This is a genomic window from Capsulimonas corticalis (assembly GCF_003574315.2).
Taxonomy (GTDB): Bacteria; Armatimonadota; Armatimonadia; order Armatimonadales; family Capsulimonadaceae; genus Capsulimonas; species Capsulimonas corticalis.
In genome coordinates this window covers 4,276,950-4,303,217 of sequence record NZ_AP025739.1, presented here as the reverse complement: position 1 = coordinate 4,303,217, position 26,268 = coordinate 4,276,950, and the positions used below count along the sequence as shown (strand labels likewise).

Below are 26,268 nucleotides of genomic sequence, written 5' to 3'. Positions count from 1 at the left end.
ACGGCGTTTGTAGAAGTTTGGGCGCCGGCGCGGATGAGGCAGGAATTGGGCGTGATCTACTGACAATAAAAAAACAGCCGTTGATCTGTTAATCCAGATCAACGGCTGTTTTTTACTATTTTGGTGCCCCCACCAGGACTCGAACCTGGGACACCCTGATTAAGAGTTTCAGGGTAGCAGACACTCTTATAAATGCGCAGCCGCAGTCTGATAGCCGAGTCGTTCAGCCTGCTTTTTGCAGGCTGATGCCGCCTGTTTTTGTGCGATTTACTCTCAACAGAGTAAGAAACGGCGGTCAGAGCGTACATGGGAATTATACCCTGTACACGTCTTTTCTCATCCTAATTACCGGGTTTCTTAATACACTTGGAACGTCAAATAAAGCCACCAAGGAAACACAGGACAGGATCGGCGCGAAGCGTCGCATAGACAACTTTGCATCTTTGAGATATAGTAAGAAATACGTTTTGGCAGGCGGCAACAACTGTCCCCAGCGAAAAGGGGGTGGAATAATGACCGTGACACTCAACCTACCCCCAGACATGGAAGTTCACATTCAGGCCGAAGCCGCCAAACAAGAGGTGCAGGTTGAAGAGTATTTGCTACAGCTTGTCGTCGCGGGGATGATCGGATCCGCTGCCGCTGACCAACACGCAAGGTCGCTGGCCCTGCTCGAATCCGTGCGAGACATTGGCGATGCGGAAGAACAGCGCGAAACGTTCACGTATCTGCGAGCAGCCGTTGACGAAGAGCGCCTTTCGGATCGGAAGCGCTTCTTATGACCGTTGTAGTCTTGGACAAAGGCCTTTTCATATATAGATCTATACACTATGGGCAGCAACGGGGTCTCAATCAAGGTGGAATCCCTACCATAGTATAAATACAACAGCAATAATTAAGAGATTAGCCCCACGTTTCTCCAGTTTTTAAAACGGGTAAAGACAAGCTACATCGCTAGGCCCTATTTCCATTAACCCAATTTAAACGAGTTGTATGAGATAATAGACCTTTTGCATAAGTCCAATTTCAGGTCAAGGCTGTATATGGGCACGGAGTAGCAATTACCTACTTATGCAAGAAGTCTAATATGTCCCCGGCTTTATTGTCGGGGATGTGTGCTTGAGGATAACGATGTCCGAACAGACCCCACCTGTCGCTCTCCTGCTGATCGATGTCATTAACGATTTGGAATTCGAAGGGGGCGACAAACTTTTAGAATACGCGATCCCCATGGCAAAGCAGATCGTTCTATTAAAGACACGTGCAAGAGAAGCGCAAATTCCGGTTATCTACGTTAACGATAACTTCGGCATATGGCGCTCCAACTTCAACACGCTCATCGAACGGTGCATACGAGAAAATCTGCGTGGAAAACGGATCGTGGAGCTGCTGACGCCCACAGAAAAAGATTACTTGGTTCTCAAGCCAAAGCACTCCGGCTTTTTCTCTACCCACCTCGAATTGCTGCTCAACCATTTGAACATCAACACGCTCATCATGACAGGCATCGCAGGAAATATCTGCGTTCTAGTTACAGCGCATGACGCATATATGCGCGGTTACAATTTATATATTCCACAGGACTGCATTGCGTCGAATTCGCTGGAACTCAATAACCAGGCGATCGCACAAATGGAAGGCGTGGCGGAGGTGAATGTCCGAAATTCCACGGAGATTGATCTTCTAAAGACCGCAAGAGAGGCTGCAAATCAATCCAAGCGCCAGAATCCGATCTTGCTAATGGATGCTCAAGCGTCTCGCTAGAAGAAACGCTCCTCTCCTGCGCGCCTCATCCACTACTTCATAACTTGTATCCCACGATCCGCACCTCTCTGGTTTATTCGCGCGCGACGATCGGGTAATTTCCTGACGTGACCGCAATTTGACTTTTAAAGTGAGGGCTCAACATGACCGTGACATTGAAAATGCAAGACCCGAGAACGCAGTATCCACACCCGCCCTATCCGGTAGATCCGCAGAAGGCGCCGGGCTCTGAGACGAAGATGACCCTGAAGCCTAATCATGGTGAGCAGACTTACCGAGGAAGCGGCAGGCTAGCCGGCCGCGCCGCACTGATCACCGGCGCGGACAGCGGCATCGGCAAGGCCGTCGCGCTGGCGTTCGCCCGCGAAGGCGCGGACGTGCTGATCTCCTACTTGAATGAGGACGAAGACGCGAAGGATACGGAGCGCTGGGTGACGGAAGCTGGGCGCAATGCCGTGCTTGTCCCCGGCGACATCCAAGATCCCGACCACTGCCATAAACTTGTGCAGCGCGCCATCAAGGAATTTGGCCATCTGGATATCCTGGTTAATAACGCCGCCCATCAGGCGATGCGTCAGGACATTACCGGATTCACCCCCGAAGAGTTGGAGAAGACTTTTCGAACGAATGTCTTCGCCATGTTCTATCTGTGTCAGGAAGCCGAACTTAGAGCTCCTATCAAAAGTGGCATATTGGGTAACAGCCCAATATGGCAAAAGAATTAGTCTCGGACGAACTTTGGGAACTCGTCGCGCCTCTCATTCCGGCGCCCAAGCCCAAAAAGATCTCCGGTCGACCCCGTGTTGCGGATCGTAAGGCGTTGACTGGCATTCTGTTTATCCTGCGCACCGGCATTCCCTGGGAATATCTGCCCCAGGAAATGGGATGTGGATCCGGGATGACCTGCTGGCGACGCCTGCGCGACTGGAACGAAGCGGGCGTCTGGCAGCGATTACATCTGCTGATGCTCGACAAACTCGGCATTGCCGATCAGATCAACTGGGAGCGCGCTAGTATCGACGCCTCTCTGGTTCCGGCGAAACACGGCGGGTCGAAGACGGGCAAGAACCCGACGGATCGCGGCAAGCCTGGAAGCAAGCGCCATCTGGTGGTGGACCAATCCGGCCATATCTTGGTTGCCGAACTCACGGCGGCCAACGTGAACGAGACGACTTTGCTGCCCGAACAAGTGGACGCCATTCCCGCGATCCGCAGTCCGAGGGGAAGGTGGGGACGTCGGCGACGGCGCTCAACGAAGCTGCATGCCGATAAAGGCTACGCGTCCAAAAATAATCGTCGTCAGTTGCGTAAGCGTGGCATTACGCCGCGCATTGCTCGTCCTGGCGTCGAAAGCAGCCAGAAACTGGGACGTCATCGCTGGGTTGTCGAGCGGGCATTCGCTCTGGTCAATCAATTTCGTCGGCTTCGAGTGCGCGATGAACGTCAAGGGAAGCTTTATCAAGCTTTCTTGCTGATCGCGGCAACATGGATTAACGCACGAGCACTCAATTTAATCACATGACTTTTGATAGGAGCTCTAAGCATATGGAGCCGGGAAGCGTCATCATCAATACGGCGTCGATCCAGGCTTACCAGCCCTCTCCCGCCCTGCTCGCCTACGCCGCGACTAAGGGCGCGATCGCCAACTTCACGAAAGCGCTTGCCGAGCAGTGCGCCGGAAAAGGCATCCGCGTCAACGCCGTAGCCCCTGGCCCGATCTGGACTCCGCTCATTCCCTCGACGATGCCTGAAGAGAGCGTCAAAAAGTTCGGCGCCGATACTCCGTTAGGCCGCGCCGGTCAGCCGGCGGAGCTTGCGCCCGTATATGTGCTACTCGCCTCGCAGGACGCCAGCTATGTGACCGCGCAGATCTACGGCGTGACCGGTGGAGAAGCGCTGACGTGATATGCGCAGCAAACTCCACTTTATTTCTGTCGGATTCGTAAATCTACGTTTACTTTTAGTTGACGTTGAGCGCCTGCCGGAATGTGCCGTTCACATACAGGTTCAGTGTGGACGTGATACTCCCACCAACCGAAGAATCAGGGGTGGAGTAGCGGACGTTGATGTTCTTACCAGCGTTGTTAGTCCAGGTCGCCTTCTGCCACATGGCGGCGAGGTGTACATAGGAAAGGCCCGATGCCTCAAGCTGCGGATTGGAAAACTTGGTAGTTCGCGGCGCTGTCAGGGAAATGGTGGTGGCTCTATCGGCGAGCGTCCCCGTCTCCACTTCGTATGACGTGAGCGGCGTGGCTGCGCCGATCTGCACGGGCGAGATGCGCCATTGCGGATTGGCGTTGCCTGAGATAGCGTCCCACTGATAGACCGATCCGTCATTGGTGCTCGATCCGCTGTTGTTCAGAGCCTTGCCGCTCGCCGTGCAGATGAGCTAATAACCAATGGTGCTAGTTTGTCGGTATGTTTAAAATAGCCATGGCTGGACCTAAGTTGAGGTTACCACACCAATCAACCGAGGAACTCCAGCCATGACCAACTATGATTTTGTCATAGAATTGTTTATTCGCGTCGATGACGCCATGAAAAATATGCCTAAGCACAGCCAGGCCAAGCTTTATCCCAGCGAACTGGTCACTCTGGGACTGCTTTACGCGATCAAAGGCGTCGGCGAACGAGCCTTCTTTCGATGGGCTGACCGAGATTTACGCCCGCTCTTTCCAGGGCTGCCCGAACGCACACGCTTCTTTCGGCTGTTGGCCACGCATCAGGATTGGACCGAGCGTTTTCTGGCGGAGCCGACGGTCTTGGGCATCATCGACAGCTACGGGATCGAACTCTTGCATCCTGTGCGTGAGCGAGAAAAGACACTTGTGCGTGAGCGAGAAAAGACACTTGTGCGTGAGCGAGAAAAGACACTTGCGCCTCGGATCGCCACGAAGGGCAAATCCAATTACCGCTGGATCATGGGAGCCAAGTACGGCTTCTTGCTCAACCAATTGGGCCTCATCGTGGATTGGGCCTCATCGTGGATTGGGACACGGCCAAGGAAAGCGATTACGATACCGTCTTCCAACCCATAATCGTCCGCTATGAAACGCAGTCTTTGATCCTGGCGGATCGTGGTTTTCACGCCAAAAGTGGTTTTCACGCCAAAAGCGGCGATCCCAGCAACTTGAAGATCTGCAAGCGCGGTTCCTGGAATGATCGCATGCTCGTCGAGACTGTTCTGTCGATGCTGACCACGATCTGTCATCTCAAGAAGGTGGCGCATTGGACTTGGGCGCACCTGCAGGCGCGTTTGGCATTTGTGAGCGCAGCCTTCAACGTTCTCGTGCAATGGCGCGGGTTGAAGCCGGATCAAGACCAAATGATCCGATTGTCTATCGCAGAATTCAGTCTGTAAAACAGACAAGCGAAACTAGCACCATTGGTTAATAGTACCCTCCCCCGACACTGTTGAGTACCACCGCTGACTCGCGCTCGTCGTGGACGAGTAGTAATGAGTTATGGCCGTTCTGTGAGTGGTCGAGCCGCCGTTGTCGAGCGCCGTACTGCTGGTTAGACAGATCAGATTGTATTTGCCTCCGGCGACACTGTTAATCCACCACTACTCGTTGGTGTTGCCCGCTCCGAGCGACTACTGCCAGACTTGATGCGAGGCAGAGTTCGCGCCTTCGTTATCGAGCGAGAGGCCACCCGTCTTACAGGTGAGTGTGTAGCCCGATTTAGGCGTGAGCGGGCATTGCCATTGCGACCAATATTGCAATTAATGCGTGTAATTCTAAGATTGGTTTTAGTCTCATAACGTGTCTTCGTTGGGGACACCTATTCCCCTGGTTGCTTAGGCTTCCTTACTTCGCAGAGCATCCGCACCGAGACTTATCCTGCATGGTTTTGCATATAGTGATATCTCACTGCAGGCGGTTCGTGAAGATACCGCCTGCTTTTTGTTGCCACAAGGGTGCGCCAGCCCGACTGGCATTTAGGATGTCGTTCTCCCCCTTCAAACGAGTATTCTCGCATTTGAGATGTGCGAGTTCTGGACCGAATGGGGTCCTTTGCCAGGGAATTGGATCCCGAGTTGAACTCTCTACGCTTTTCTTCCATTTGGCGATCAAGCTGTCACCAAGGCCCAAATCCTGGGCCATGAAGATGACTTCATAATGACTTTATAATGTTAAGATTAGGTTTTTCGAGGCGTCTATTATAGGGCAAATCCGCTGTCCTTTCCCCTCGCTTCGCGGGGGAAAGGACAGGAAACGTTCCTAACTATAGCCCAAGCCTTTACAGGTGGGAAATGTCATGTTCTTGACTCTGGCTGACTGATCATTTTAGGCCAACTTATATTGTGTCAAGGCACAGTGAATCCGATGTTACCGGATCCGGTGACCGTGAAGTTGCTGGCTGGGGCGTTGTCGATATAGGCTGTCTGACCAGACTTGAGATTCGCGACTGAATTGCAGATTAGGAAAGCGTTACCGGTCGCGCCGGAATCGACTTCGAAGCCGTTCAGGCCAGGGGTCGTTATCAAGTTACCGGCAACATACAGGCTGGAGCCGGAACTGATATGCACGCCATCGAAGGGGGAGTTCGCGAGCATATTTCCGGTGACTGAGACGCCGTTGATGTTGCTTGAGTTACCGCTTACGCCGATGCCCATCGCCGGATATTGCAGGTTCCATCCATTGCTGCCTCCCCGCAGAACGGCGTTGCCCTGAATATACGCGGTCTGGAGATGGGCCGAGCCGCTGTAGAGGCCGACGCTGATGCCGAACTCTTTCACGGAATCGGTAACGAGGTTGTTGTTGACGAAGACGTTCACGCCGCCGTAGATGCCGATATTGTTCGCCCACCACTCAGCGACGCAGGTGTTATTGCAGATCAAAATGCCCGTCATGACCGGCGCACTGGAGTTTGAGGAGTTCAGCGCCATGCCGTCGTCACCGTTGCCCCTCGAAAAGTTGTTCGTTATCGTGACGTTATTACAGGCGTTTCCATTGATATTGTTGATGTTGACGCCGTCTCCCCACGAGTTATTGACACGGCAATTGGAGATCGTGATATTGCTGCCGTCGGCCCACGTCAGCATCGTATGACGCGTCCATACGTTGTTCAGGGACCAGTTATCATCGTACGCCAGGATCGCAAACAGGCCGGGGGTGGCGTTAGGCCCGGAGGCGTCGATGGACAGGTTCTGGAAGCTCGCCGAGTGAGTCAGGAAGATAAACCCGTTGGACCAGTTACTGGCCGTGCAAATGACGGTGCTGTACCATGGTCCCGCTCCCGAAATCGTAATGCCCGTAGCGGTGAGCGGCGAACCGCTGAAGACGTAGTAGACGCCCTGGGGAATCCACACGCTTTTCCCCTGCGACTGCGCGGCATTTATGCAGTTTTGAATGGCCGTGGAGTTGTCGAAGCTACTGTTGTTGGGCGTCGCACCGTAGCTGGCGATGGAAAGCGAGTTGGCGGGCTGCGTCAATGCCGCCGGAGGCGCCTCCAGATCGATGGCGTCGATATTGTAGTAGGCCGCCGTATTCGAGGACGTCTTTTGCAGTGTAATTGTGCTTCCCGGCGCGATGGCCGCTCCGCTGACAAACGCGTGCGTCTCATCCCAGAACACATGGGCATTGCCTGACGACGGGCTCTGGCTCATGCCATTGTAATTGCCCGACGTTTCGTAAACCCACGTCTGCGTCGAACTTACGGGAAGGGCCTGGCGGAACGTGCCGTTGACATACAGGTTCAGCGTCGATGTGTTGCCGCCTCCGCCTGCGGAATCCGGGATTGAATAGCGCACGTTGATCGCCGTGATCGACTTGCCCGTATTGTTGGTCCAGGTGACCGAATCGCCGGCATTCGCCAGGTTGACATATGCATGTCCCGATGCCTCTAACTCCGGCGACGAGAACATAGTAGTGGGAGCGGTCGTCAGGGCGGTGACGTGCGCCGAACCGGCAAGCGCGCCGCTCTCAGCTTCATAGGTTATGAACGGCGTATTCGCGCCGATCTGAACGGGCGTGATCGTCCATTGCTGGTTCGCGCTGCCGCTCACGACGGCCGCTTGCTGAATGGGGGCGTTGGAGAGCGTGGAGCCGCCGTTATCAAGCGCCTTGCCGCTCTTCTGGCAGACAAGGGTGCAGTATGCTCCACCGGCGCTTGCGATCGTCCACTGCTGGTTCGTGCTGCTCCCGGGCTGGGGATAGTTTTGCGTTATGGCTGTCCCGTTGGCGGTGGAACCGGCATTATCCAGATTCATGCCGCTGGTGACGCATGTGAGAGAGTACTGGCCGCCGGGAAGAACCGTGATCCGCCATTCCTGGTTCGTATTGGCGAGGCCGCCGCCGTACTGCCATACCTGATTTCCGGCCGCGCTTGCGCCCTCATTGTCGAGGTTCAGCCCGCTCTTCCTGCAGGTGAGCGTATAGATGCCTCCCGAAGCGATGGGCAACTGCTTTACCAATGTCACCTGCCACTGCTGATTCGCGCTGCCGCTGGCCGGAGTGGACTGCCGTACCGTTCCGCCGTTCGCCGTCGCGCCACTGTTATCGAGCGCAAGGCCGTTCGCCGCGTTGACGAAAGTGCACGAGCCATTGGCAAGTTGTGTGACGATCCACTCCTGATCGATGTTTTGCGGCACGGATGTGTTCTGGATCGGCAGACTGCCGTTCGGGAAGCGGTTGCCGCTATCCAACGTCATACCGCTGGTCAGGCAAACCATGGTGTAGTTTCCACTGGGAAGGCGGTTGATCTGCCACATCTGATTGGTACTGCCGGCGACGGAACTCCATTGCCAGACTCCGTTGCCGGCACTGGTAGATCCCTCATTGTCGAGGGCTAATCCACTCGCCTTGCTGACCACCGTATAGACGCCGCTCGAAACGATCTGAGCATGAGTGGGTGCGGCAAGTGCATTTAGTACAGCAATTACTGCGTATAACACCAATGCAAACTTTAATGTCATGAAGTTGTCTCCTTTGGATGGACTACTCTAGATCGACGCTCAAGTCTAGCCCTGATGGGCTAAGTTGCGATTATTTAGAGGCTGTTAGCCTTCACAAACGCGATAGAGATATCGTACTTGCTTACGCATGTGAAGGCGGACAACTTCCCAACTCCATTAACCCAGCTTAATGGGGTTGGGAAGAAATTAAGACGCTAGGGAATAGATCTCTACTTCTCTCGCAGTGGGGCGAACCAGTAGGGCTTGCCGTCGGTAGCGAGGGGGTTGTCGTCGCGTGAGAACTGATCGGGGCGAGCCCATTTCACGTGACCGTCCACGAAGCCGAAGTTGGAGCCGTCGGTGTGACGGATCATGGCTTGGTACTGTAGCTGAGCGCCGCCATCGGTCTTGTAGTGCGCCATGGTCCAGTCGAAGTCGCCGCTACTGATCTCGCGTGGGGTATTGGTCGACTCCCATTCCAGCAAAAAGACGCAGCTTGCCGGCGCAGCTACTTGCGAGATCTTGCCGTTGGCGTTCCATGTGCCGCCCCAGACCTGTGTGCTACGAATGATATCGGCGTTGAATACATAAGCCTGCTGGTTATAGTGGCCGATGACGACGCCATTATTCGTGGCGGAAGGGCACCTCAGGACGGCGTCGCTCTTAATATATGGATATAGAGCAGGCCACCAGCGAATCTGCGAGTAATTCTGGGAGACACCCCAGTCAGGATCAACCATCTGGAACGGAATGGTTGTCTCGTCATTATCTTGCTCATACTGTAACAGAGCAAGAATAATTTGCTTGAGATTAGATGCGCAGTAAGTCTGGCGGGCCTTTTCGCGGGCCTTGGCGAAGACGGGAAATAGAACAACAGCAAGGATTGCTATAATAGCTATAACAACCAGTAATTCAATAAGAGTGAAGCCGTTTTGACTGCGTCGGGTAGAGATGGACATGTATTTCTCCTAGATAGATATAAAGAGACTATTTGCCCAGTGTTACGAAAGGCAATACAGGGGCGGGACCGGTTGACTCGCCCTCGAACAATTGAACATCAGTTGGCTGGATCAGCAACGGCCCCTGCCACTCTCGCTTTCCTATCATCCATTCAGCAGCGTGACGCAAATAGAATGTGCGTGACGGCGACGCCAGCTCGGTGAGGCTACGAAGCAGATATTGCCCCAGTCCTTCGCCATTGACCGCGCACACAGATACATCAACTCCGATTTCCAGGCCCGCCTCATGCAGGGCGCGCATGGCCCCCATCGCAGCGGGACCGGTAGTGCAAAATAATGCGGACGCGACCGGTTCTCCCTCTTTCAATGCGTCCCGCACGACACGATATGCCGTCTCAAGGGGTTTGTACATCGTCAGAGAGCGAAGCTGGCCCGGCAGATTATACAGATCTAGATACTCTCGCCACGCCGCGATACGTCCCTTTATTACAGCGTCCTCCGCCTGTGTATTCAAGCAGTCGATCCGCTGATGCCCTAGCTTGACAAGGTGGTCAAACAGCTTGTCCTCCGCTGTGGGTGGAAACAATGTTACAGAGGGCAATCCAGCATGACTTTCGTCCTGATCCAAAATGACCACCCGCAATCTATTGACGACAATCTTTTTCGTTAGCCAGCTCGGGACCTTTTCGGCTGGGACCAGCAAAAACACTCCATCGAGATGCAGCAGTGCTTCCTGTAAAGCCGGATCGGCCCAGTGCGAGTACGCGACAGGGCGAATAGTAACATTCTGCCCTTCAAGCGCTCCGACAACCCCCTCTCTCCACAGATCGATATCCGCAGACGCCATAGCTGCTGTTGCGAAGCCGATGACTTTCGTCCGGCATTGTTCATCCTCGAAAGCGGGCACATCAAGACGGCCATTCTCATGCCGGATGAGCACTCCACGAGTGACCAATTCCTGCACGGCTGTCCGAATCGTGCGACGGCTCATGCCAAGTTCCTCAGCCAATTGCCTCTCTCCAGGCATACCGGTAAGCACATGGTCCGCATGAGCGATGCGCTTCTCAATCATTAGGGTCGCAAGGGCAACCTTCTTCATCGGCCTACCCCTTAGAGAAAGTAACTATGGCTATTATACACAATTTTTTTTGTTTTGATACCAATTTTGGCAACATTTTTTTTTCGATAGTGTGTCATCGTTTCTGTAAATAGGTCATGGTCTAAAAACAGCAGGCCACGGAATATCCTTAGAGGTAACAGACCACAAGGCAACGACCACGACCTACCAGAGCGATTCTACTCTCTCGGAGCAGTTTTCAGATGAAATTTTAGAGCAGCTTTGCGGATTGGGATTTGATGCCCTGCCTAAGCTCATCCAGATCCTTCTTAATAGCGCCATGCAATAAGCAAACAATAAATTATTGAAACTGCGGCGTAGTGTTAAACATGAGGAAGTCTACCGAGTCGATTATGAAACGCCGCCCGAGGCTCGCCAAGGTCTTGCGTCTTATTTGAAGTTCTACAATGAGGTTCGGCCACATCAGTCGTTGGGCAATGTAACGCCCGCCTTTGTCCACGCCCAGCCGCACCGAATGGCGAGGAAATGATCGAAAACGAAAGAAGACAGTCGACCTCAAAAAGGCTGTCAGACTGTCTTAACAAATAGGGCCACCTTACTCTCCTAGCAGTTTTTAGATCAGCCTTGCCGCCAAGGACTCATTTTTTGTCCGAACTGAGATAATGCAACACCTTTTCTGAAAATTATTGGAGCATCCCCGAATTCTTTGCGCTGTTATTCGTTCGTGAACGTCAGATAAGCCTTGTCGCTCTGCCAGTCATCGCTAATCTCCATCAATAATGCGGATACGAGACGCAAGCAAGACGCCTCGTTCGGGAAGATGCTCGCCACGCGTGTGCGGCGGCGCAGTTCACGGTTCACTCGCTCCAGACCATTGGTCGTACGCAAGAGGCGGCGGTGCGAAACGGGAAAGGCAAACACAGTCATCCCTTCAGGCAGATTTTGCTCCATCCAATCGGCAAGTTTGGGCGCGCTCTTCTCGTACTTCTGGACGGTTCGTTTGAGCAATGCCTCTGCTTCCATGCGATCCTGCGCGTTGAAAATCGCGCGAATATCCGCCGCCACAGGAACCTTGAGGTCCTGCTTGGGGACGTATTTGCTGGCGTTCTGCTGTAAATGAAATCGGCAGCGTTGCCAGGGGACGCCGCCCAAAACCGAGCGGGTCGCCGCTTGAATGCCCTCATGGGCGTCACTAACGACCAGGCGCACGCCCCGAAGACCACGCGCCAGCAAGCTTTGCAGAAAGGAGCGCCAATGCACCTCATGTTCGGAAATCGCCACCGAGACCCCCAACACCTGACGCTTGCCTTCCAGGTCCACACCGATGGCGATCAGCACGGCGGCCCTTCGCTGCAACCCACTCAGGTGAACGCTTTCGTAACGGGCATCCAGATAGAGATAGGCAAACTCACCGAGTGAACGTTCGCGCCATTCTTGGAGGATAGCGTCGAGTTCCTGCGTGGCGCGTGAGACGGCGGAACTGGTGACATCAAAGCCGCAAAGCTGCTCGGTGATGGCCGCGACCTTGCGTGTGCTGACGCCCTGGATATACATCTCGGCCAGAGCCAGCTTCAATGCCCGCTCGGAGCGTGTGCCTTTCTCCAGGCTTTGCGGATAGAAATTCGAGCCTCCAGAGGAGAACTGAGCGTCGCGCGTCTGCGGGACTTGCACGACCGTGCGGCCCACTCGCAGATCAAGTGTCTTGTCTTTGTAGCCGTTGGCGTAGCCTGTGCGCTGTTCGGTTCGCTCATGGGGCGCGGCTCCCAGAAACTTCTGCCGTTCGAGCTGCATGGCGTTATTGAGGACGATGCGGATCAGTTCGGGCAAGGCATCGAGTCCTTGGCCGCAGAGTTGATCCAAAAACTGCTCCGAGAGAGTACAATCGTTCTGGTAGGTCATGGTCGGTCCCCTTGTGGTGTGGTAACTTCAAGGATACTCTCTGGCCTACTATTTTTTGGCCTAAGCCAATTTACAGAAACGATGATACACTAACCGAACTGATCCGCGTCGTTAAACCGCTGTACAGATTTTTGGGAGCATTATAGCGCGATGAAATGTGGCAGTACTATCCATAACAGTGCCGGTCCGATAAATTATTGGTGGCAAAAAAATTCTGTGCACTCCTGCAAATTTACTATATAATGAGTGAAGACCTCCTTGCCTTCGCTTGCGAACCAATTGGAGTTTTTCGCCAATCCCTCATCGGAGCGGCATTTCAGGAGTATTGGACACGATTAACGCGTGCAACAGTACCTCAGTTCTCGGCAGCTAACGACCAATGAGGTAAGACAAAGTACTTCGGCGTAAATATCTGGCCGATATTCTAAAGGTGATGATAAGATAGCGGGTCACGACAGCTTGGACGTTCTGGTAAATTGCTCACTACCTATCGTGGACATTCACTGGCGCCTACCTGTCCCGTACTCCCTATCAGCTTGGACGGAAGGATGCGGCGCTTATTTTGATGGCCAAAGCGTCGAAAGCTTATATAAGGGTAGAATGGTCTGTGGGTGACAAAGAGCCAACCTTAATTCCTGTGCGTAGCTGGGGATCGCCAGAGCGGTACCGTGCGGTGTTTACTATGCCAGACGATGAAGGGGTCATAATATGCGTGATCAGCGCGACGGCAAAGCCCTCACAACCTCTAGAGAATTGGACAATACAAAGAATGACATCGTCACTTATGTTGCATGACGCCAAACGGTATCACGGCTTCACTGAAGAATATTTTATTAGCCGTGCGATCCTGGCCTTTGGATCACTGCGCGGTAGGTCTGCTTAGTCACGTTCCGATGGTCAGCTTAATATCGATGAGCCTGACCTGATTGCCACCTTCTCTATAAGAGAAGAGATCAGTTGCGCCCAAGCGGTCGAACAGTTTTCAGGTCACGCTCAAACTCATTCGTATGTCTAAGGCACATAGAAGGTTATATCCAGAGGCCACTCACAGCAACAAACGACCCAGAAAGTAAGCCCAATGGAGTATTTTCTACATCAAGACTCAGTCAATCCTTTGACGAATGAGGATGAAGGCTGTGGAGTAGCGTTTTTTTCGATCGTTGATGTAAGTCGGCAACCAGTTCGTTTCGGGCCTCAAGAAGCAGAATTGGTAAAGGCGATTATTGCTGCTTATGACAGGGCGATGGCTGAAAAGCACATTCGCCCTTTAACGTTAGCCTGGGTGCATCATGGTGAAAACCCAGGCCCCGTCTATTCAAAAATGGAGAGAAGCCTCTGGTACATGCCAACATTCGTACGACTAGAAATCCCAAGCGTATCTCGTTTTTGATCCGCGGATTTAGACAAAAACGGCCCCAAGCGAGCTTTAGAAGGCTTAGGGCCATCATCATGTGAAATTATTGGTCTAGAACGTTGGCTTAAGCCGCCCCAGACGCAGCCTTCTTGTTGATCGTCGCTTCCGCCAGAGCGGTCAAGTCCAGATCAGTCTGCTGCTCTTCATCCAGAGTTGTTTGGAGCAGAACAGCTGCCTCAACATAGCCAAGTTGCTTGGCGAAGGTTCGGACCGAGCCGTAGCCAGCCATCTCATAGTGCTCCACACGCTGGGCTGACGTGATCAGGCCAGCGTCCTTAACTGCCGGCGTAGCCTTCTCCTTGATCATTTCCGCGCCTTCGGCAACAAGTCCCTTCATTGCCTTACAGATCTTACCAGCGGGATTTTCACCCAGACCCTCAAAGATTTGCTCCAGACGCTGCACATGGACTTGTGTCTGCTTAATGTGCGTCTGAAACGCTTTCTTTAGCTTCGGCGAAGTTGCGGTATCCGCCATCTTGGGCAAAGCCTCCAAAATCTGATGTTCGGCGTTGTAGAGGTCTTTGAGTTCATCGATGTAAAGGTCGTTCAGTTCCTTAAGTTCCATGCATAGGGCTCCTAATAGTGTGGCGCTGTGGTTGCATCCAGTTATTCCCAGTATAATTCCTTGGCAAACTTCACTAGAGAGCAACATAGTCGTTAAGGAGGAGCATTTGGTATCCCCATCAGCTGAACATAGGTCGCGCACTAAGAGCTCCTATCAAAAGCGCCATATCGGGTAAAAGGCCTTTGTGACAAAAGAATTAGTCTCGGACGAACTTGGGGAACTCGTCGCGCCTTTCATTCCGGCGTCAAAACCCAAAAAGATTTCCGGCCGGCCCCGTGTTGCGGATCGCAAGGCGTTGGACGGCATTCTGTTTATCCTGCGCACCGGCATTCCCTGGGAATATCTGCCCCAGGAAATGTCAGGCATACGCACCTCTGCTAGCGCATCGAATGGGATGTAAACGCGGCATGAATGCTCGCGACGCCTTCGGGACTGGAGCGAAGCGGGCGTCTGGCGCGGTTACATCGGCTGATACTCGACAAACTCGGAATTGCCGATCAGATCAACTGGGAGCGAGCCAGTATCGATGCCTCGCTGGTTCCGGCGAAACACGGCGGGTCGAAGACGGGCAAGAACCCGACGGATCGCGGCAAGGCTGGCAGCTAACGCCATCTGGTGGACCAGTCAGGCCGCATCTTGGTTGCCGAATTCACGGCGGCCAACGTGAACGAGACGACCTTGCTGCCTGAACAAGTGGACGCCATCCTCGCGAAACGCAGCCCGAGGGGAAGGCGAGACGTTAGCGCCCAACGAAGCTGCACGCTGATAAAGGCTCCGCTGAATAAAATAAAAGTTGATGCTTCGAAAAGTAATCGTCGTCAGTTGCGTAGTCGAGCGGGCCTTCGTCCTAGTCAATCAGCTTCATCGGCTTCAGGTACGCCATAAGCGCCAAGGGAAACCATAACAAGCTTTCGTGCTGATAATAGCAGCCAAGGTTAACGCACGAGCAATCAGTTTAATAAAATGACTATTGATAGAAGCTCTTAGCGCGCACAATCTCGTCATCCGTCAGGTCGGTGTCGGCTGAAACGAAAGACCGGACTGTGGCAGATCGTTGTGTTCTGCTACCAGCAAACTGCCACAACCTTTGTTGTGATATCCAGACGGCGATGTATGGCAATCCGGCTTATGATCTTGAGGAGCGCCGTCTTGCCATACAAGACCACCGTAATCTATAATGGTCCCATAAATTCGGACAGTAAATCGGGCACAATTAAGGTGGATACACCACCATGCCCAACACCCGAAAACATTACTCCGCCGCCTTCAAAGCCCAGGTCGTTTTAGAGGCGCTCAAAGAGATCAAGACCGTTGCCCAGCTTGCTTCCGAGCATCAGATTCATCCGAACCTGCTGACCAAGTGGAAGCAGGAAGCCATCGCGGATTTGGCGCTGGTCTTCGAACGCAAGAACTCGCAGGCCAAAGCTCACGAATCGCAGGAGCAGAAAGTCGAACAGCTTTACCAGGAGATCGGTCGCCTCACGACGCAGGTAAACTGGCTGAAAAAAAAATCTGGCCTCGAACCTGACGCTTAACGAACGCCTGGCCCTGGTCGAACGCGAAGAACGCCATGCTATGCCGCTGCTCTGGCAGGCCGATCTGCTGTCCGTGGCGCGCAGCAGCTTGTATTATGAGCCACGCCCCGCACGAGATGCGGAGATCGCGATCAAACATCGGCTCGATGAGTGGTACACCGAGCGACCATGCCTTGGAACACGCAAACTTGTGACGCTTTTGGCGCAGGAAGGCATCCTGGTTAGTCGGCACACGATCCGCCATTATCGCGCGGAGATGGGCCTCTTTACTCTGTATTCGGCTCCGAATCTGTCGAAGCCTAATGGCCCTGACCACAAGGCCTATCCGTATTTGCTGCGCGGCTTGTGCATTGATCGGCCCAATCAGGTCTGGGGCGTGGATATCACCTATATTCGGCTGCGCGGCGGCTTCCTTTATCTGGTGGCGTTCCTCGATTGGTTCTCCAGGCTGGTCGTTGCCTGGGAATTATCGGAGACACTGGAAATTCCATTTGTCCTGAGCTGCACCGCCGCGTCATTGAAGAGCGCAGTTCCTGAGATCGTCAATTCGGATCAGGGCAGCCATTTTACGAGCGAGAAGTTCACGAGCCAATTTTTGACGGCGGGAGCGCGCGTCTCCATGGACGGACGCGGACGCTATTTGGACAACATTTTCACGGAGCGTCTGTGGCGCAGCGTCAAACAAGAAGAAGTTTATCTGGCCGATTATGAAACACCGCGTGAGGCGCGACAAGGTCTTTCGTCCTATTTGAAGTTTTACAACGAGGTTCGGCCACATCAGTCGTTGGGCAATCTGACGCCCGCTGTTGTGCATGCCGAGCCGCACCAACTGCTCAGAAAACAACCACTACAGAAAGGAGACAGTCCACCTTAAAAGAGGCCGTTTGACTGTCTTGACAAATAGGACCACCTTATATTATCGGATTATTGGGCCAGCATTTCTGCAAGGCCAGAGAGGCGATCGCTTGACCGACTTGCGTCAGCGACCACGCTCCTTCCTTCAGGAAGCGATAATAGCCAGTGAAGTGACGGCTTACCAAATTCGCAAGGACAACGTGCGTCACCCATTAGTGTCCGTCGATCTGCGCAAAAATAATCACGAAGGCGCGGAAGCAATGGAATCCAGGTTGGGTAAAGATAAGATCGAATCGGCTCCAACCGTGCCGCCTATTCGGGAGACGGGATCATATCCATCACCTCTGCCAGAAAGTCTTTGGAATATCGATCCACGTATCCTCAAATACCTATTCCCCTAAAAACGCTAAAATGCAGTAAAGATAACCACGAATAGAAATTCGAGCATACTCCAACAATTTACAGAAACGATGATATACTAACCCGATCCACAATCCAATCAGGAGTTCGCACCAAGGCTGGAAGCGACTGGCGCAGTATCGAGCTAAACATAATTCAGACAGTGGCATGTGTTCTTTTCGTAGAATTGGCGGCAGCAGCATTGGCGTAAGCAATGCTGCTCCACACTTAAACGGAACGCCTATACCGGCAGACCATCCTATCTGTCGAAATAGGAGGCGATCCGCGGACGGATGCAGAGTTGGTAGTAAGATATGGAACAGAGGAGACAATGATGGCTTCAGAGAACGGCCCAGAGATGCAAGTAATTACAGTTCCGGAAGGTGGGTTGGTGTTTCAAACACCGGAAGGCAGACCACTTCTGGTAATCAGAGCAGATTCGGATACGACGCATTTCGCACTTTTTGCTCCAAATGGCAGGCCAGCAGTCACGATGAATGCCGATGAAAAAGTGACCACGATTGGAGCTTTCCATGCGGACGGCGTCGGACATGCCGGGATTGCTGTTGACAACAGGGGAGGCGATATCAGCGTTTCTGGCAGTGAAGGTCTTGTTGCTGCACGCATCGGGTCGAGACAGTCAGGGGGCACGATTAATGTTTCCAATAATGCAGGCAAAGCAATGGCGTATATGGTCGCAGGTTCCGAAGGCGGTGTAATTACAGTCAATACGGCCAGTGGCGAGCCCGTTGTTGGACTGTTAGCGCAGACTCCCGGAGGTGTAGCCATAGTTCACGATGCGAACGGAGAAACAGTGTGGGAAGCCCGCGCAGGGGAATAGTCCACAGCGAAGCACCACGTGCTAAGTATGCTGGCGGCGATCAAGAGTCGACGAGATGCACCTAAAGCTCAACGAGATACACCTAAGCTCAAAATGACCCATTGACCAAGGAGCCTTCATGACCGAACTTGAGACCACGCTGAGCGACCTGGACAACTGGACACAGACCTTCGATACCGTGACGGCCGACGCTCGTGTCAGCCTGGGAGCGGAGCACGACGTAGCGCTGGCGGTGCAATACGGCCGGGAAGCTTGGAAGCGGTACGTGGCGGCGGCGGGCGGCAAGCCCGATCCGGATGTGCGAGACCGGACCCCAGCCGCGTTCTTCAGGGAGTAGTTTGCGCGGGATTATGTATCTTTTTGTAGTTAAGAACTATGGAGTAAACTATTTGTCGGGAGGCATTTGTACGGAGTAAAACTGCTCCAACCATAGCGCTTCGACATGACCGTCCATGAACGCTGTATTGGCCCTGCCGAAATAGCGAGCGGAAGGGCGCGCGTTTGCCGTATCAACCAGCACTCCAGAGATGGGCGAACCGTGCGGTCCATCAAGAGCGGGCAATGTACAGGCGTCTGGATGGTCAGGTTTCAGATCATTTTCGATTCCAAGCTCGTTGAGACCATACGAGACGATCTTGGCCTGAGCGTCAGATGGACAAATTCGACCTTGATTGTTGCGTAAGTAGGGCTTGATGAGATCCGGCCATAGCACCCCCTGTTCTCCATAAAGGATCTTCACTGGTGGTCGTGGCCTATGCACAGCAGGATGCTCCCGGAGATCCCGTCGAGTTGCACGAGGTCGGAAAAGGCTATAAACAGCACATGGACATGCAGCGTCTGATGACGCGTTATGCGATCGAGCGTTTTATGTGGCGGATCGGCCAACCCCAACACACGGACAAGTTTACGCTTAAGAGAGCAATGACGTTCACCTACTATGCCGCGAACAGCATCCGCACGACGAAGTACGTCGACTTCATGATGTGCGGCCATTATAGCCCTGAGATCATCCAGTCAATCCTATAGGAAATCGCTTCCATACTGGCCGATGATAGGATGACGTTCCACCCGGACGGCGTCACCGTGCGTCTGGCCGGTAAGGATCGGGCGCATCCAGGCTATATCGCGAAAATATCTGCGGCTCTTGGGATGAGCGCCTGCTATGTCGATCTGGACATTTCCTTGTGGGAAGCCGTCCATCCAGATCCAAATCGCGTTAAAATTACATAGTAAGCTCTCGTTATTGGATGACGCCACCTGTCAAATCCTATGTTAGATCCTTGACATTCGATTTAAAGTGTAGCAAAATATTACCGTGAGAATTTCAGAGCGACTGTCCCCAGGAGATGACGAGCGTGTCCCTCTATCAAGCAAATATTATTGTTTCCGCTGCTGATGAACCTGGCGTAATGAATCAATTGGCTTCCAGTAGCATGATAGCCCCCTTTGATGTATTCTCCCAAGTCATCAGCGAGGGCTCCCAGGTAGGTTTTTTCTCTCACAGCGCCCAGGAGTGCGAAGCGATCAACGCGGAGGTTGCTTTTCGAAAAGGAGCTTCGATCCGTGCAATTGAGGGGCATCTCCATACACATTACACGCGAGAAGAGATCCTTGCGGAAGGCTGGGAATGGAAGGGGTTTAATATCCGATTGGCTTCGCCGCGTTATCTCACTTTGACGCATTGGGAGAAAGTTTCCTAAACGAATATTCAAAATTAATCGCCGAAGTGGCGGGAAGTAGGATGGCGTCTGAAGTATCGCCGCGAGGATCTGGCCAGTATCGTCATTTCTCAACTTCTCGCCGCGCCATTCCATGCCCGCCAGGATTTAGGTGCGCCGGTTCCGCGATGTGATGCAGGGTCGGTTCGTAGCGCATGAGTTCGTCCGCTGAGATCCCCAGCGTGTGGGCGATCGCGACCGCCAGGGGCGCTGAGACGATCTTCTCGCCTTTCTCGATCGCGATCAAGGCCGAGCAGTCACTGGCGGCGTTGGATGCTCACCCGGTAGCCATTGCGCCAGAGCGCGGACGCCGTGAACAGGAAGCCGGCCGCGCACGCAAGATAGACCGCACAAAGTATTTCCATGACTTCCCATCTCATGTGAAGCGCCAAGTGGAAGAACACACTGAGGACAGCGACGATTGCGATCTTCAGCGCTGCATCTTTGATAAGCGCACCAATGCCGCCCGAAAAGCTTGTGAAAAAAATCAGTAACCCATTTCATGGAAGATCCTCTCATCGTTTGTGGATTTCCAATCGATTAACGGCCAGCCACGAAACACCTTGAACGATAAATGCGCAAAGATAACAAAAAGCAATATTCAGTACGCAAAATATGATAAATGATTGGACCGTTTCAATAATAATCATAGCCGATTGTACCATATCCGTCTCACGTGAACATGGAGCGAGCCATGACCGATCAGCCTGACGAAATCCAATACGACAATTGTGTGATCGAAGACATCGAAGCGCATCCGGAAGACGAGGGGCGTCCGGGCTCCTGGCAGCCAAAGACAAGGAACGCGCGAAATTCGCAAGCTATGAAACAACTCAAGAAAATGATGGACGAATTCGAGACAAATGAGCGGCCTAAAACGATTGGCAGGCGGGCGAAGTAGTTTGATCGATTTCGCGCGAAACCAGTGGAGATTGTATGCGGGGCCTCTCACGGCGCGATCAATGGTATGTAGGCAGTCGCCTGGCGGCCCTGGCGATGATCGCGATCTACATCGCCTCTCCGCCGGTCCAGCGCCTGGCGGGGAGCGCGCTGATCGGCGTCTCAACACTTATCGGTAACGAGATCGAGAAGTCCTTTGCGCGATCGATGGATGAGATCAGCAAACGGCCGGTGAAGACGCTGCCGGCTCGGTAGGTGGATTTCAAAGGTTTCGCACGAAACCTCAGGGGCGTATTTCATGAGCTTCAAAGAACCAAAGCTGACACCAGTTTGCACCTGGGGCAACTGCGATACATACAGCGGCACATTCACGACGCCGAATGCGAGTCAGACAGCGATTTGCGTCGTCAAGGCGACGACAAAATCACACGAGGCGCCAACAGAGTTCAGTGTCGAATATGACGTGTCAGCACCAGCGCATTATCGCGCCTTGCCGGACAGTTATTTCATCAGCCGCGCCGCAGCGGAGTTCTCAAGGCTGCATGAGATGACTAGACGCTAACAACTCGGTTTCGCGCGAAACCGGCTCCGGCAACGTCCTCGATCCGCGCATGATGTCGAAAATCGAAGCAGCGGAGGGGGCGCGAGAGTTCAATGAAGAGATTGCGGACATGTTCGAACGGAAGGATCCACGCGTGCCAGTTGAATATTCAGATCGGGAAGAGGCGGCCATTCGGGTGAAGCGCATTTTAGAGCGTGGATGGGAGCCGGAGCGCACGGTCGGAGGCCACATACAAATCTTCTGGGACACGGAATGCCTCAGGAAGCGCCAGCGCAGTGCCGGCTCCCAGGAATTCGAAGAAAACGGCGTTCTTTCGTACACTCAGAGCTGTGTCTTCTTTCGAGGCGACAGGCACGGGGCTTTCGCCATCTTCCTTGAAGAGATCACCAGCATTGCTTACACGGAATCCGATCTGACGCTGGAGCGGAAAGATGCGAAGGATGTCTTTGAACTGGGACGGCCGCTGACTGCGTACGTGATGCTGCTGCTCATGTTCCAGGCGCACAGATTGAAGCCGCCGGTCGGTCTGGAGGAGGAACATAAGCTGATCTCGGGTCTCGCACAGTCAGCCCGTTGAACATAGGATCAGCCGTTTAATTGAATCATAGCAGAATGGAGGTGTTAAGAGACGATGAAGCGTTCAGGCGCATACACTACGCTGCCGGCGCGCACGGTCACACCGGCGGCGTTCATGCGTATGATCGAGCAGACATTCGCGGAGGCCCTGGAGAGCGCTCCGGACGACGCAAACTTGCATCGGTTGCAGACTACGGTCATAGCCCTAAGAGCGGCTGGGCGGCCCGGCGCAGCCGATGATGAAATGCGCAAGTGGTATGCCAAGCGCCAAACTTAATCGCAATACGCCAAGCGTAAAGCCTAGCTAGGCCCCATGCGTAACCTTGCTTTGGCAGGCGATCAAACTCGAAATACGAGCGATTAAATCCGATATACGAGGAGCCGCATCAATGGTTTCTAGAAATGTTGACTGCTAATGAGGTTCTATTTGCGGGAGCGTTTCGCCAGCCCGCTTGGCGGCGCCAATGAAAATGGCGCACATTACTATTTTGTCATTGGCACATTGGAATGCCCGGTCATGTTTTTTGAAACGGCCGAGGAAAAGCAGGTGGATACAATCGTCGAAGCATACCGCAGAGCAGTTATCGAGCACGGATGTAAGCCTCTCGATCTGATCTGGTCTGCGGATAAAAGGCGGCCTGGCCCGCTGTACGCTCTCGCAACTAATTGTCCCAACACGCCTCCAGTGATGGGCTTCGAGGTTGAGATAGAATAGCATGCCTGGGGTAACAGATCATGAAAGTGACATTTGTTCAGCAAGTAAGACTGAACCGATGCCCTGTTTCCAGCCGCAGTATCGTTGAAACAAATAGAAAGAATTATTCCATGGCTCGTCTTACCGCATCTTCACCCTATGGAGGTCGCTTTGTCTCTCCCACTGAATTCATTCAGAAAATTGAGAAAACTCTCCTGGAACGGTGCGCAAGCGCTCCGGATGATCAATTCTTATGGGACCTGGCGCTCAAAGTCACGTCACTTCGGTCCACTGGGAGACCGGGGGCTGCGGAGGATGAACTACGAAAGTGGTATCTTAAAGAGCAAAAGTAGATTTGCTCACAAATAAATGTCTTCAGGCTGCTGGGCCGGCCTCCTGATGCATACCTATGCCAATGCGTTAAAGGGAAGAAGAACCTCAAACTCTTGCATCGATCTCTTGTTCGCGCGGATAGGGACAACGATTGCCGAGGAATCATGGATGACTTCGCACTCACCTGAGATGCAGCCGAGGGGCGTCAAGTTTCGCGCATGCACGGACGCTGAAATCGAGCTTCTAGCGCGGCGTGCGCTGCGCAAAGGCGCTAGCCTTGGCAGCTTCGAAGCGCAGGGCGCTCAGGGCGCTCTGCTAGTGCTGGCCATCATAGGTCTCATATGCCTGTTCCTAGCACCACCGATAAAGGCAGTAGGTGTCTGGCTGCTCGTCGTCGCGGCGGCGCTGAGCCTATACATCATTGGCGAAATTGTACTGGCCTTCTCAGGCTCTGTGAGCGCTGAGATGCTCAATAGCGAGAAAGTCAAACTCTCCGGCCTGCACCACGGAAACTGTCCGATATGTCAGAGAATGATCTATATTAACGCTACCAAAAACCCAAAGGATGTGGAGTGCCCAAGATGCCTCGCGGATCTGGTGTTTGAGGATGGATGCATCGCCCCAAAATAGAGGATGGGGACATCGCCGCAAAATAGACAAGTTGTAAAGAGAAAGAGTTCCGTTATTTTGACTATTAATACGCTCGCTCCCAATAGATTCACCCGAATCTTCGAGATCGACGGCGACCTCGACCTTACTACCTCTCCCGACCTGAAAGTGGAGATCGATCGTCTTCTCGGCGCTGGCGTCAAGAACCTGATCATTAACCTTTCCCTGGTCAAATACCTAGATAGCAGTTCGCTGGGAGTGCTGGTCAGCAGCTTGAAGCGGATGCAGGAGATGAACGGGAACCTCATTTTGGTCAGTCCCACGCCGAGTGTCCTGCGTATCCTTGAGCTTACCAGCCTTACACGAATCTTCGAGGTTTTCGCCACAAATACAGAGGCTATATCCAAGACAGCGCTAGTTTATGATTTTAGTCAATGATGTTGGGTAGGAGACGATGCAGCACACGAAAGCTATTTCTTCGGACCTGATGGATCAGGTCCGAAGAAATAGCTACTTTTGTAGCGATATGTTTTACTGGCACGAGGCTCGGTCCGTCGTAAACGGCGTGGGAAGGCGCCCAGAGCAATTAACAGCGAGGCGCTTGCAAACTCAGGTGCTTAGGGAGTAGTACCCATGAACGATGTTAACTCTTGGAGCCTCACGACTAACCGACTGATCCTACGGCATTTCGAAGAAAAGGATTGGCCGGGATTCCATGGGTACTGGTCGGATGTCCACGTCATGAGATATTTGAATATCCCCCCGAAATCCGCCGAGCAGACTCGCGCAAACATTCGCTGGCTCGCAAATCGCTCTAAAGTTGCGGTCACGGAAGTTACGCCTCTTGCGATCGCGCTACGCGAAAATAACTCCGTCATCGGATCGATAACTTTCGGAGCTAACGCGAATATTGGCGCGCTGTCCTGTAAAATCGCCAGCAAGTACTGGAGAAACGGCTATGCATGGGAAGCAACTGAGCGCGCGGTAACATATATGTTTGAGGACATGAAAATCGATCGCATTGAAGTCGATGGGGGGCGAATACATCCCGGCTGGTCACGCATTCTTAACAAGCTAGGCTTTCAGCTAAGCGGCCCGGAGCTATATCAATTATGGCGGAAACAGTGGATCGAGCGTGACGTGAAGAATTGATCATGTGCATAATCAGCATGTTAACAAAGTCGATTGTTTATTGAAGGTTTTTACCAGGAGCTCCTAACGAGCGCGTTCCCGCTGGCGGGCCTTTGGCCGACCGCTCTCGTACAACATCTTATGAGTGCAACTTCTTGCAGACGGCAAGCCTGCGCCACCATCTATGAGTCGGGCCGCCGACAGCGTTCGTATAGATCATGGACCTAAATCTTAAACTGGGGCTAGGCATCCCTCTGTTAAATATGAGCAAGGATGTTGATCAGCTTGCCAAACGGATCACGCACAAAGAATCGCCGTACACCCCAGGTCTCATCCACCGGCCCATATTCGATTGAATACCCTTCGTGTTTGATGCGACGTAGCGCCGCGTCAAGATCGTCGACTTCAATCGACAGATCAGGTACTGGCGTACTGTTGCCGCCTTGGCTGGCGATGCTCACCTGAATGCTCATCTCGTCCTGTGAGCCATATGTTGTAATCCAGCCGTTACCCATCAAGATGTCGAGACCGAGTACGTCTCCGTAGAAGCGTTTTGCCGCCTTCGTATCCGATACGGCGATGTTGGCAACGATTCGTTTGACTTTCATTTTTTACCCCTGCTGCTGAATTCGAGGCGGACGACGTCTATTATCTTCCATGATCACATTATGCTCATGATGAGTAAGTCTTTCTACTTGCTACGATACCCTGCCCTAGGTACTTCTATACCTGAGAACACGTAATATGCAAACAGCGGGTCATCGTCAACCAGCATTAGTGAAACGTGATGGACGCCACCGCAGAACGGAGGCGATACGGGCTGTCCACCGCCATGGTGAATGGAGATAATATTCAGCGGAACGCCTGCGCGGCTAATGAGACGGCTCAGGCGGCGGGAGCAGCAAAGGCCTCCGTTGCCCCACCTGAAGCGGCATCCTCTAGCACCCCATGCCAAGGCCGTCGCTGTCGGGACGCGATAGTGATAGGTCAACGGATGAAGAGGATGTGTCAGATCCGCATATCCCTTTTTGGCGGTGATCGATCTGATTTTTTTGCGCATAGTTGCAAATTTGCTGTAGAATGGGTAGGACGAAGTTCAGGAAGCAAGCGTAGCTGTGGAAATCACTAAAACACATTCCCATTATTCATATTACGAAATTTATGATAGATAGACTTCAGATCTGTATTTTGAATGCTCGCATCGACATGCTAAGTACCTTTGCCAAAGAAGCCAAGATTCCCGCGTAGGACTCCGAAACATATACACAAACCGCTTCTGTGAACTTTGAAGAGGCCGCCATTCATGCTCAGGAAGCCACCGCCAAAGTTTAGGAAGGTTGATCTGTGGTCTCCGAAGCTACTGACGCAGCCAACAGCAAAGAAGCGCGCTGTCGACGCCGCGACTACACTTGGAGAGTCGAAGCGGCGAAGGATAGGACCGCACATGAAATTTCACTGGCGAAAGATGGACGGCTGGACATAAACCCTCGATAACGTAACAAGCGCGACTATCAGCCCGGGCGAGGAACGTATGATGC

The 26,268-nt window shown here is 53.1% G+C and carries 33 protein-coding genes and 2 pseudogenes; 27 read left to right on the top strand and 8 right to left on the bottom strand.

What is annotated here, in order from left to right; translation table 11 throughout:
• Nucleotides 1-512 precede the first annotated feature (512 nt).
• The 5 genes and pseudogenes from D5261_RS18465 to D5261_RS18445 form a co-directional block, all read left to right on the top strand.
• A complete protein-coding gene (locus D5261_RS18465; RefSeq protein WP_119323340.1) occupies nt 513-782 on the top strand; it encodes a hypothetical protein in 270 nt (89 codons plus the stop codon).
• 349 nt (nt 783-1,131) lie between these two features.
• Complete coding sequence (locus D5261_RS18460) at nt 1,132-1,764, top strand: cysteine hydrolase family protein (RefSeq protein ID WP_119323341.1); 633 nt, start codon at nt 1,132-1,134, stop codon at nt 1,762-1,764.
• Between the two features lie 143 nt (nt 1,765-1,907).
• Entirely contained in the window at nt 1,908-2,489 is a 582-nt protein-coding gene (locus D5261_RS18455) for an SDR family NAD(P)-dependent oxidoreductase (RefSeq protein ID WP_119323342.1), read from the top strand.
• Complete coding sequence (locus D5261_RS18450; RefSeq protein ID WP_119323343.1) at nt 2,474-3,286, top strand: IS5 family transposase; 813 nt, start codon at nt 2,474-2,476, stop codon at nt 3,284-3,286. The genes D5261_RS18455 and D5261_RS18450 overlap by 16 nt, the downstream gene beginning before the upstream one ends.
• Before the next feature lie 20 nt (nt 3,287-3,306).
• A pseudogene (locus D5261_RS18445) lies at nt 3,307-3,669 on the top strand (SDR family oxidoreductase); the annotation flags it as partial.
• Between the two features lie 55 nt (nt 3,670-3,724).
• Here D5261_RS18445 and D5261_RS18440 read toward each other — a convergent pair.
• A complete protein-coding gene (locus tag D5261_RS18440; protein WP_119323345.1) occupies nt 3,725-4,033 on the bottom strand; it encodes a carbohydrate-binding protein in 309 nt (102 codons plus the stop codon).
• 217 nt (nt 4,034-4,250) lie between these two features.
• Between D5261_RS18440 and D5261_RS18435 the strand changes: the two genes are divergently transcribed.
• Both D5261_RS18435 and D5261_RS18430 read left to right on the top strand, forming a co-directional pair.
• Nucleotides 4,251-4,802, top strand: a complete 552-nt coding sequence (locus tag D5261_RS18435; protein ID WP_301002072.1) for a hypothetical protein — start codon at nt 4,251-4,253, stop codon at nt 4,800-4,802.
• Entirely contained in the window at nt 4,748-5,125 is a 378-nt protein-coding gene (locus tag D5261_RS18430) for a hypothetical protein (RefSeq protein ID WP_301002071.1), read from the top strand. Before D5261_RS18435 ends, D5261_RS18430 begins: the two co-directional genes overlap by 55 nt.
• 948 nt (nt 5,126-6,073) lie before the next feature.
• Here the strand turns inward: D5261_RS18430 and D5261_RS18425 are convergent.
• The 3 genes from D5261_RS18425 to D5261_RS18415 all read right to left on the bottom strand — a co-directional run bounded on the left by D5261_RS18425 (nt 6,074) and on the right by D5261_RS18415 (nt 10,720).
• Entirely contained in the window at nt 6,074-8,683 is a 2,610-nt protein-coding gene (locus tag D5261_RS18425; protein WP_119325184.1) for an RICIN domain-containing protein, read from the bottom strand.
• A gap of 209 nt (nt 8,684-8,892) precedes the next feature.
• Nucleotides 8,893-9,621 (bottom strand): prepilin-type N-terminal cleavage/methylation domain-containing protein, encoded by a 729-nt coding sequence (locus tag D5261_RS18420; protein ID WP_119325185.1) that lies wholly within the window; start codon nt 9,619-9,621, stop codon nt 8,893-8,895.
• A 28-nt stretch (nt 9,622-9,649) separates the two neighbouring features.
• Nucleotides 9,650-10,720, bottom strand: coding sequence for a substrate-binding domain-containing protein (locus D5261_RS18415; protein ID WP_119325186.1), 1,071 nt, complete (start codon nt 10,718-10,720; stop codon nt 9,650-9,652).
• Between the two features lie 334 nt (nt 10,721-11,054).
• Between D5261_RS18415 and D5261_RS18410 the strand changes: the two are divergent.
• A pseudogene (locus tag D5261_RS18410) lies at nt 11,055-11,228 on the top strand (integrase core domain-containing protein); the annotation flags it as partial.
• Between the two features lie 185 nt (nt 11,229-11,413).
• Here the strand turns inward: D5261_RS18410 and D5261_RS18405 are convergent.
• Entirely contained in the window at nt 11,414-12,598 is a 1,185-nt protein-coding gene (locus tag D5261_RS18405; protein WP_119325188.1) for an IS256 family transposase, read from the bottom strand.
• Nucleotides 12,599-13,676: 1,078 nt separating this feature from the next.
• Here D5261_RS18405 and D5261_RS18400 point away from each other — a divergent pair.
• Entirely contained in the window at nt 13,677-13,988 is a 312-nt protein-coding gene (locus D5261_RS18400) for a hypothetical protein (RefSeq protein ID WP_125206417.1), read from the top strand.
• Nucleotides 13,989-14,076: 88 nt separating this feature from the next.
• Here D5261_RS18400 and D5261_RS18395 read toward each other — a convergent pair whose 3' ends face one another.
• Nucleotides 14,077-14,577 carry a YciE/YciF ferroxidase family protein gene (locus D5261_RS18395; RefSeq protein ID WP_119325189.1) on the bottom strand — a complete coding sequence of 167 codons (501 nt, stop codon included), beginning with the start codon at nt 14,575-14,577 and terminating at the stop codon, nt 14,077-14,079.
• 184 nt (nt 14,578-14,761) lie between these two features.
• Here D5261_RS18395 and D5261_RS18390 point away from each other — a divergent pair, with 184 nt between their 5' ends.
• The 6 genes from D5261_RS18390 to D5261_RS18360 all read left to right on the top strand — a co-directional run bounded on the left by D5261_RS18390 (nt 14,762) and on the right by D5261_RS18360 (nt 18,544).
• On the top strand, nt 14,762-14,977 hold the full coding sequence (locus D5261_RS18390) for a transposase (RefSeq protein WP_119325190.1): 216 nt from the start codon (nt 14,762-14,764) through the stop codon (nt 14,975-14,977).
• Between the two features lie 11 nt (nt 14,978-14,988).
• The gene (locus D5261_RS18385; protein WP_119325191.1) at nt 14,989-15,183 is read left to right on the top strand and encodes a hypothetical protein; all 195 of its coding nucleotides are present in this window, start codon (nt 14,989-14,991) and stop codon (nt 15,181-15,183) included.
• A 626-nt stretch (nt 15,184-15,809) separates the two neighbouring features.
• Nucleotides 15,810-16,986 (top strand): IS3 family transposase gene (locus D5261_RS18375; RefSeq protein ID WP_435792404.1). Its coding sequence is split into 2 segments (ribosomal slippage): nt 15,810-16,081 and nt 16,080-16,986, totalling 1,179 coding nucleotides; the frame shifts between segments, so codons are not numbered across the junction.
• A 91-nt stretch (nt 16,987-17,077) separates the two neighbouring features.
• Nucleotides 17,078-17,368 (top strand): hypothetical protein, encoded by a 291-nt coding sequence (locus D5261_RS18370; protein ID WP_125206418.1) that lies wholly within the window; start codon nt 17,078-17,080, stop codon nt 17,366-17,368.
• Nucleotides 17,369-17,697: 329 nt separating this feature from the next.
• Entirely contained in the window at nt 17,698-18,207 is a 510-nt protein-coding gene (locus D5261_RS18365) for a hypothetical protein (RefSeq protein ID WP_125206419.1), read from the top strand.
• Nucleotides 18,208-18,325: 118 nt separating this feature from the next.
• On the top strand, nt 18,326-18,544 hold the full coding sequence (locus D5261_RS18360; RefSeq protein ID WP_119325195.1) for a hypothetical protein: 219 nt from the start codon (nt 18,326-18,328) through the stop codon (nt 18,542-18,544).
• A gap of 48 nt (nt 18,545-18,592) precedes the next feature.
• Here the strand turns inward: D5261_RS18360 and D5261_RS18355 are convergent, their stop codons facing one another.
• Nucleotides 18,593-18,946 carry a hypothetical protein gene (locus D5261_RS18355; protein ID WP_165864689.1) on the bottom strand — a complete coding sequence of 118 codons (354 nt, stop codon included), beginning with the start codon at nt 18,944-18,946 and terminating at the stop codon, nt 18,593-18,595.
• A gap of 8 nt (nt 18,947-18,954) precedes the next feature.
• On the opposite strand from D5261_RS18355, the gene D5261_RS18350 reads away from it, so the two are divergent.
• The 12 genes from D5261_RS18350 (at nt 18,955) to D5261_RS18295 (ending at nt 24,751) form a co-directional block, all read left to right on the top strand.
• Nucleotides 18,955-19,233 carry a hypothetical protein gene (locus tag D5261_RS18350; RefSeq protein WP_125206420.1) on the top strand — a complete coding sequence of 93 codons (279 nt, stop codon included), beginning with the start codon at nt 18,955-18,957 and terminating at the stop codon, nt 19,231-19,233.
• Between the two features lie 329 nt (nt 19,234-19,562).
• Nucleotides 19,563-19,907, top strand: a complete 345-nt coding sequence (locus D5261_RS18345) for a hypothetical protein (protein WP_125206421.1) — start codon at nt 19,563-19,565, stop codon at nt 19,905-19,907.
• A 173-nt stretch (nt 19,908-20,080) separates the two neighbouring features.
• Nucleotides 20,081-20,419, top strand: coding sequence for a hypothetical protein (locus D5261_RS18340; protein WP_125206422.1), 339 nt, complete (start codon nt 20,081-20,083; stop codon nt 20,417-20,419).
• Nucleotides 20,420-20,619: 200 nt separating this feature from the next.
• A complete protein-coding gene (locus D5261_RS18335) occupies nt 20,620-20,826 on the top strand; it encodes a hypothetical protein (protein WP_119325200.1) in 207 nt (68 codons plus the stop codon).
• A 35-nt stretch (nt 20,827-20,861) separates the two neighbouring features.
• Nucleotides 20,862-21,080, top strand: a complete 219-nt coding sequence (locus D5261_RS18330; RefSeq protein WP_119325201.1) for a hypothetical protein — start codon at nt 20,862-20,864, stop codon at nt 21,078-21,080.
• A 43-nt stretch (nt 21,081-21,123) separates the two neighbouring features.
• Nucleotides 21,124-21,387: a hypothetical protein gene (locus D5261_RS18325; protein ID WP_125206423.1), complete on the top strand. Its 264-nt coding sequence runs from the start codon at nt 21,124-21,126 to the stop codon at nt 21,385-21,387.
• Nucleotides 21,388-21,436: 49 nt separating this feature from the next.
• Entirely contained in the window at nt 21,437-21,964 is a 528-nt protein-coding gene (locus tag D5261_RS18320) for a hypothetical protein (protein WP_119325202.1), read from the top strand.
• 54 nt (nt 21,965-22,018) lie between these two features.
• On the top strand, nt 22,019-22,240 hold the full coding sequence (locus D5261_RS18315) for a hypothetical protein (protein WP_119325203.1): 222 nt from the start codon (nt 22,019-22,021) through the stop codon (nt 22,238-22,240).
• 138 nt (nt 22,241-22,378) lie between these two features.
• Nucleotides 22,379-22,678 carry a hypothetical protein gene (locus D5261_RS18310; protein ID WP_119325204.1) on the top strand — a complete coding sequence of 100 codons (300 nt, stop codon included), beginning with the start codon at nt 22,379-22,381 and terminating at the stop codon, nt 22,676-22,678.
• A gap of 480 nt (nt 22,679-23,158) precedes the next feature.
• A complete protein-coding gene (locus D5261_RS18305) occupies nt 23,159-23,620 on the top strand; it encodes a YgfX family protein (protein WP_125206425.1) in 462 nt (153 codons plus the stop codon).
• A gap of 57 nt (nt 23,621-23,677) precedes the next feature.
• The gene (locus D5261_RS18300; protein ID WP_165864690.1) at nt 23,678-24,037 is read left to right on the top strand and encodes an STAS domain-containing protein; all 360 of its coding nucleotides are present in this window, start codon (nt 23,678-23,680) and stop codon (nt 24,035-24,037) included.
• Nucleotides 24,038-24,232: 195 nt separating this feature from the next.
• Nucleotides 24,233-24,751, top strand: a complete 519-nt coding sequence (locus tag D5261_RS18295) for a GNAT family N-acetyltransferase (RefSeq protein ID WP_119325207.1) — start codon at nt 24,233-24,235, stop codon at nt 24,749-24,751.
• Nucleotides 24,752-24,987: 236 nt separating this feature from the next.
• On the opposite strand, the gene D5261_RS18290 is transcribed toward D5261_RS18295, so the two are convergent.
• Nucleotides 24,988-25,338: a glyoxalase superfamily protein gene (locus tag D5261_RS18290; RefSeq protein WP_119325208.1), complete on the bottom strand. Its 351-nt coding sequence runs from the start codon at nt 25,336-25,338 to the stop codon at nt 24,988-24,990.
• Nucleotides 25,339-26,268 lie beyond the last annotated feature (930 nt).

What these genes read in the sequence shown, in the direction of transcription:
- D5261_RS18295 (WP_119325207.1), top strand. Translation starts at nt 24,233, where the DNA reads ATGAACGATGTTAACTCTTGGAGCCTCACGACTAACCGACTGATCCTA.
- D5261_RS18450 (WP_119323343.1), top strand. Translation starts at nt 2,474, where the DNA reads ATGGCAAAAGAATTAGTCTCGGACGAACTTTGGGAACTCGTCGCGCCT.
- D5261_RS18435 (WP_301002072.1), top strand. Translation starts at nt 4,251, where the DNA reads ATGACCAACTATGATTTTGTCATAGAATTGTTTATTCGCGTCGATGAC.
- D5261_RS18405 (WP_119325188.1), bottom strand. Translation starts at nt 12,598, where the DNA reads ATGACCTACCAGAACGATTGTACTCTCTCGGAGCAGTTTTTGGATCAA.
- D5261_RS18325 (WP_125206423.1), top strand. Translation starts at nt 21,124, where the DNA reads ATGAGCTTCAAAGAACCAAAGCTGACACCAGTTTGCACCTGGGGCAAC.
- D5261_RS18425 (WP_119325184.1), bottom strand. Translation starts at nt 8,683, where the DNA reads ATGACATTAAAGTTTGCATTGGTGTTATACGCAGTAATTGCTGTACTA.
- D5261_RS18320 (WP_119325202.1), top strand. Translation starts at nt 21,437, where the DNA reads ATGATGTCGAAAATCGAAGCAGCGGAGGGGGCGCGAGAGTTCAATGAA.
- D5261_RS18360 (WP_119325195.1), top strand. Translation starts at nt 18,326, where the DNA reads ATGACCGAACTTGAGACCACGCTGAGCGACCTGGACAACTGGACACAG.
- D5261_RS18315 (WP_119325203.1), top strand. Translation starts at nt 22,019, where the DNA reads ATGAAGCGTTCAGGCGCATACACTACGCTGCCGGCGCGCACGGTCACA.
- D5261_RS18340 (WP_125206422.1), top strand. Translation starts at nt 20,081, where the DNA reads ATGAGTTCGTCCGCTGAGATCCCCAGCGTGTGGGCGATCGCGACCGCC.
- D5261_RS18330 (WP_119325201.1), top strand. Translation starts at nt 20,862, where the DNA reads ATGCGGGGCCTCTCACGGCGCGATCAATGGTATGTAGGCAGTCGCCTG.
- D5261_RS18465 (WP_119323340.1), top strand. Translation starts at nt 513, where the DNA reads ATGACCGTGACACTCAACCTACCCCCAGACATGGAAGTTCACATTCAG.
- D5261_RS18335 (WP_119325200.1), top strand. Translation starts at nt 20,620, where the DNA reads ATGACCGATCAGCCTGACGAAATCCAATACGACAATTGTGTGATCGAA.
- D5261_RS18310 (WP_119325204.1), top strand. Translation starts at nt 22,379, where the DNA reads ATGAGGTTCTATTTGCGGGAGCGTTTCGCCAGCCCGCTTGGCGGCGCC.
- D5261_RS18385 (WP_119325191.1), top strand. Translation starts at nt 14,989, where the DNA reads ATGCTCGCGACGCCTTCGGGACTGGAGCGAAGCGGGCGTCTGGCGCGG.
- D5261_RS18455 (WP_119323342.1), top strand. Translation starts at nt 1,908, where the DNA reads ATGACCGTGACATTGAAAATGCAAGACCCGAGAACGCAGTATCCACAC.
- D5261_RS18400 (WP_125206417.1), top strand. Translation starts at nt 13,677, where the DNA reads ATGGAGTATTTTCTACATCAAGACTCAGTCAATCCTTTGACGAATGAG.
- D5261_RS18460 (WP_119323341.1), top strand. Translation starts at nt 1,132, where the DNA reads ATGTCCGAACAGACCCCACCTGTCGCTCTCCTGCTGATCGATGTCATT.
- D5261_RS18365 (WP_125206419.1), top strand. Translation starts at nt 17,698, where the DNA reads ATGATGGCTTCAGAGAACGGCCCAGAGATGCAAGTAATTACAGTTCCG.
- D5261_RS18420 (WP_119325185.1), bottom strand. Translation starts at nt 9,621, where the DNA reads ATGTCCATCTCTACCCGACGCAGTCAAAACGGCTTCACTCTTATTGAA.
- D5261_RS18305 (WP_125206425.1), top strand. Translation starts at nt 23,159, where the DNA reads ATGACTTCGCACTCACCTGAGATGCAGCCGAGGGGCGTCAAGTTTCGC.
- D5261_RS18395 (WP_119325189.1), bottom strand. Translation starts at nt 14,577, where the DNA reads ATGGAACTTAAGGAACTGAACGACCTTTACATCGATGAACTCAAAGAC.
- D5261_RS18415 (WP_119325186.1), bottom strand. Translation starts at nt 10,720, where the DNA reads ATGAAGAAGGTTGCCCTTGCGACCCTAATGATTGAGAAGCGCATCGCT.
- D5261_RS18290 (WP_119325208.1), bottom strand. Translation starts at nt 25,338, where the DNA reads ATGAAAGTCAAACGAATCGTTGCCAACATCGCCGTATCGGATACGAAG.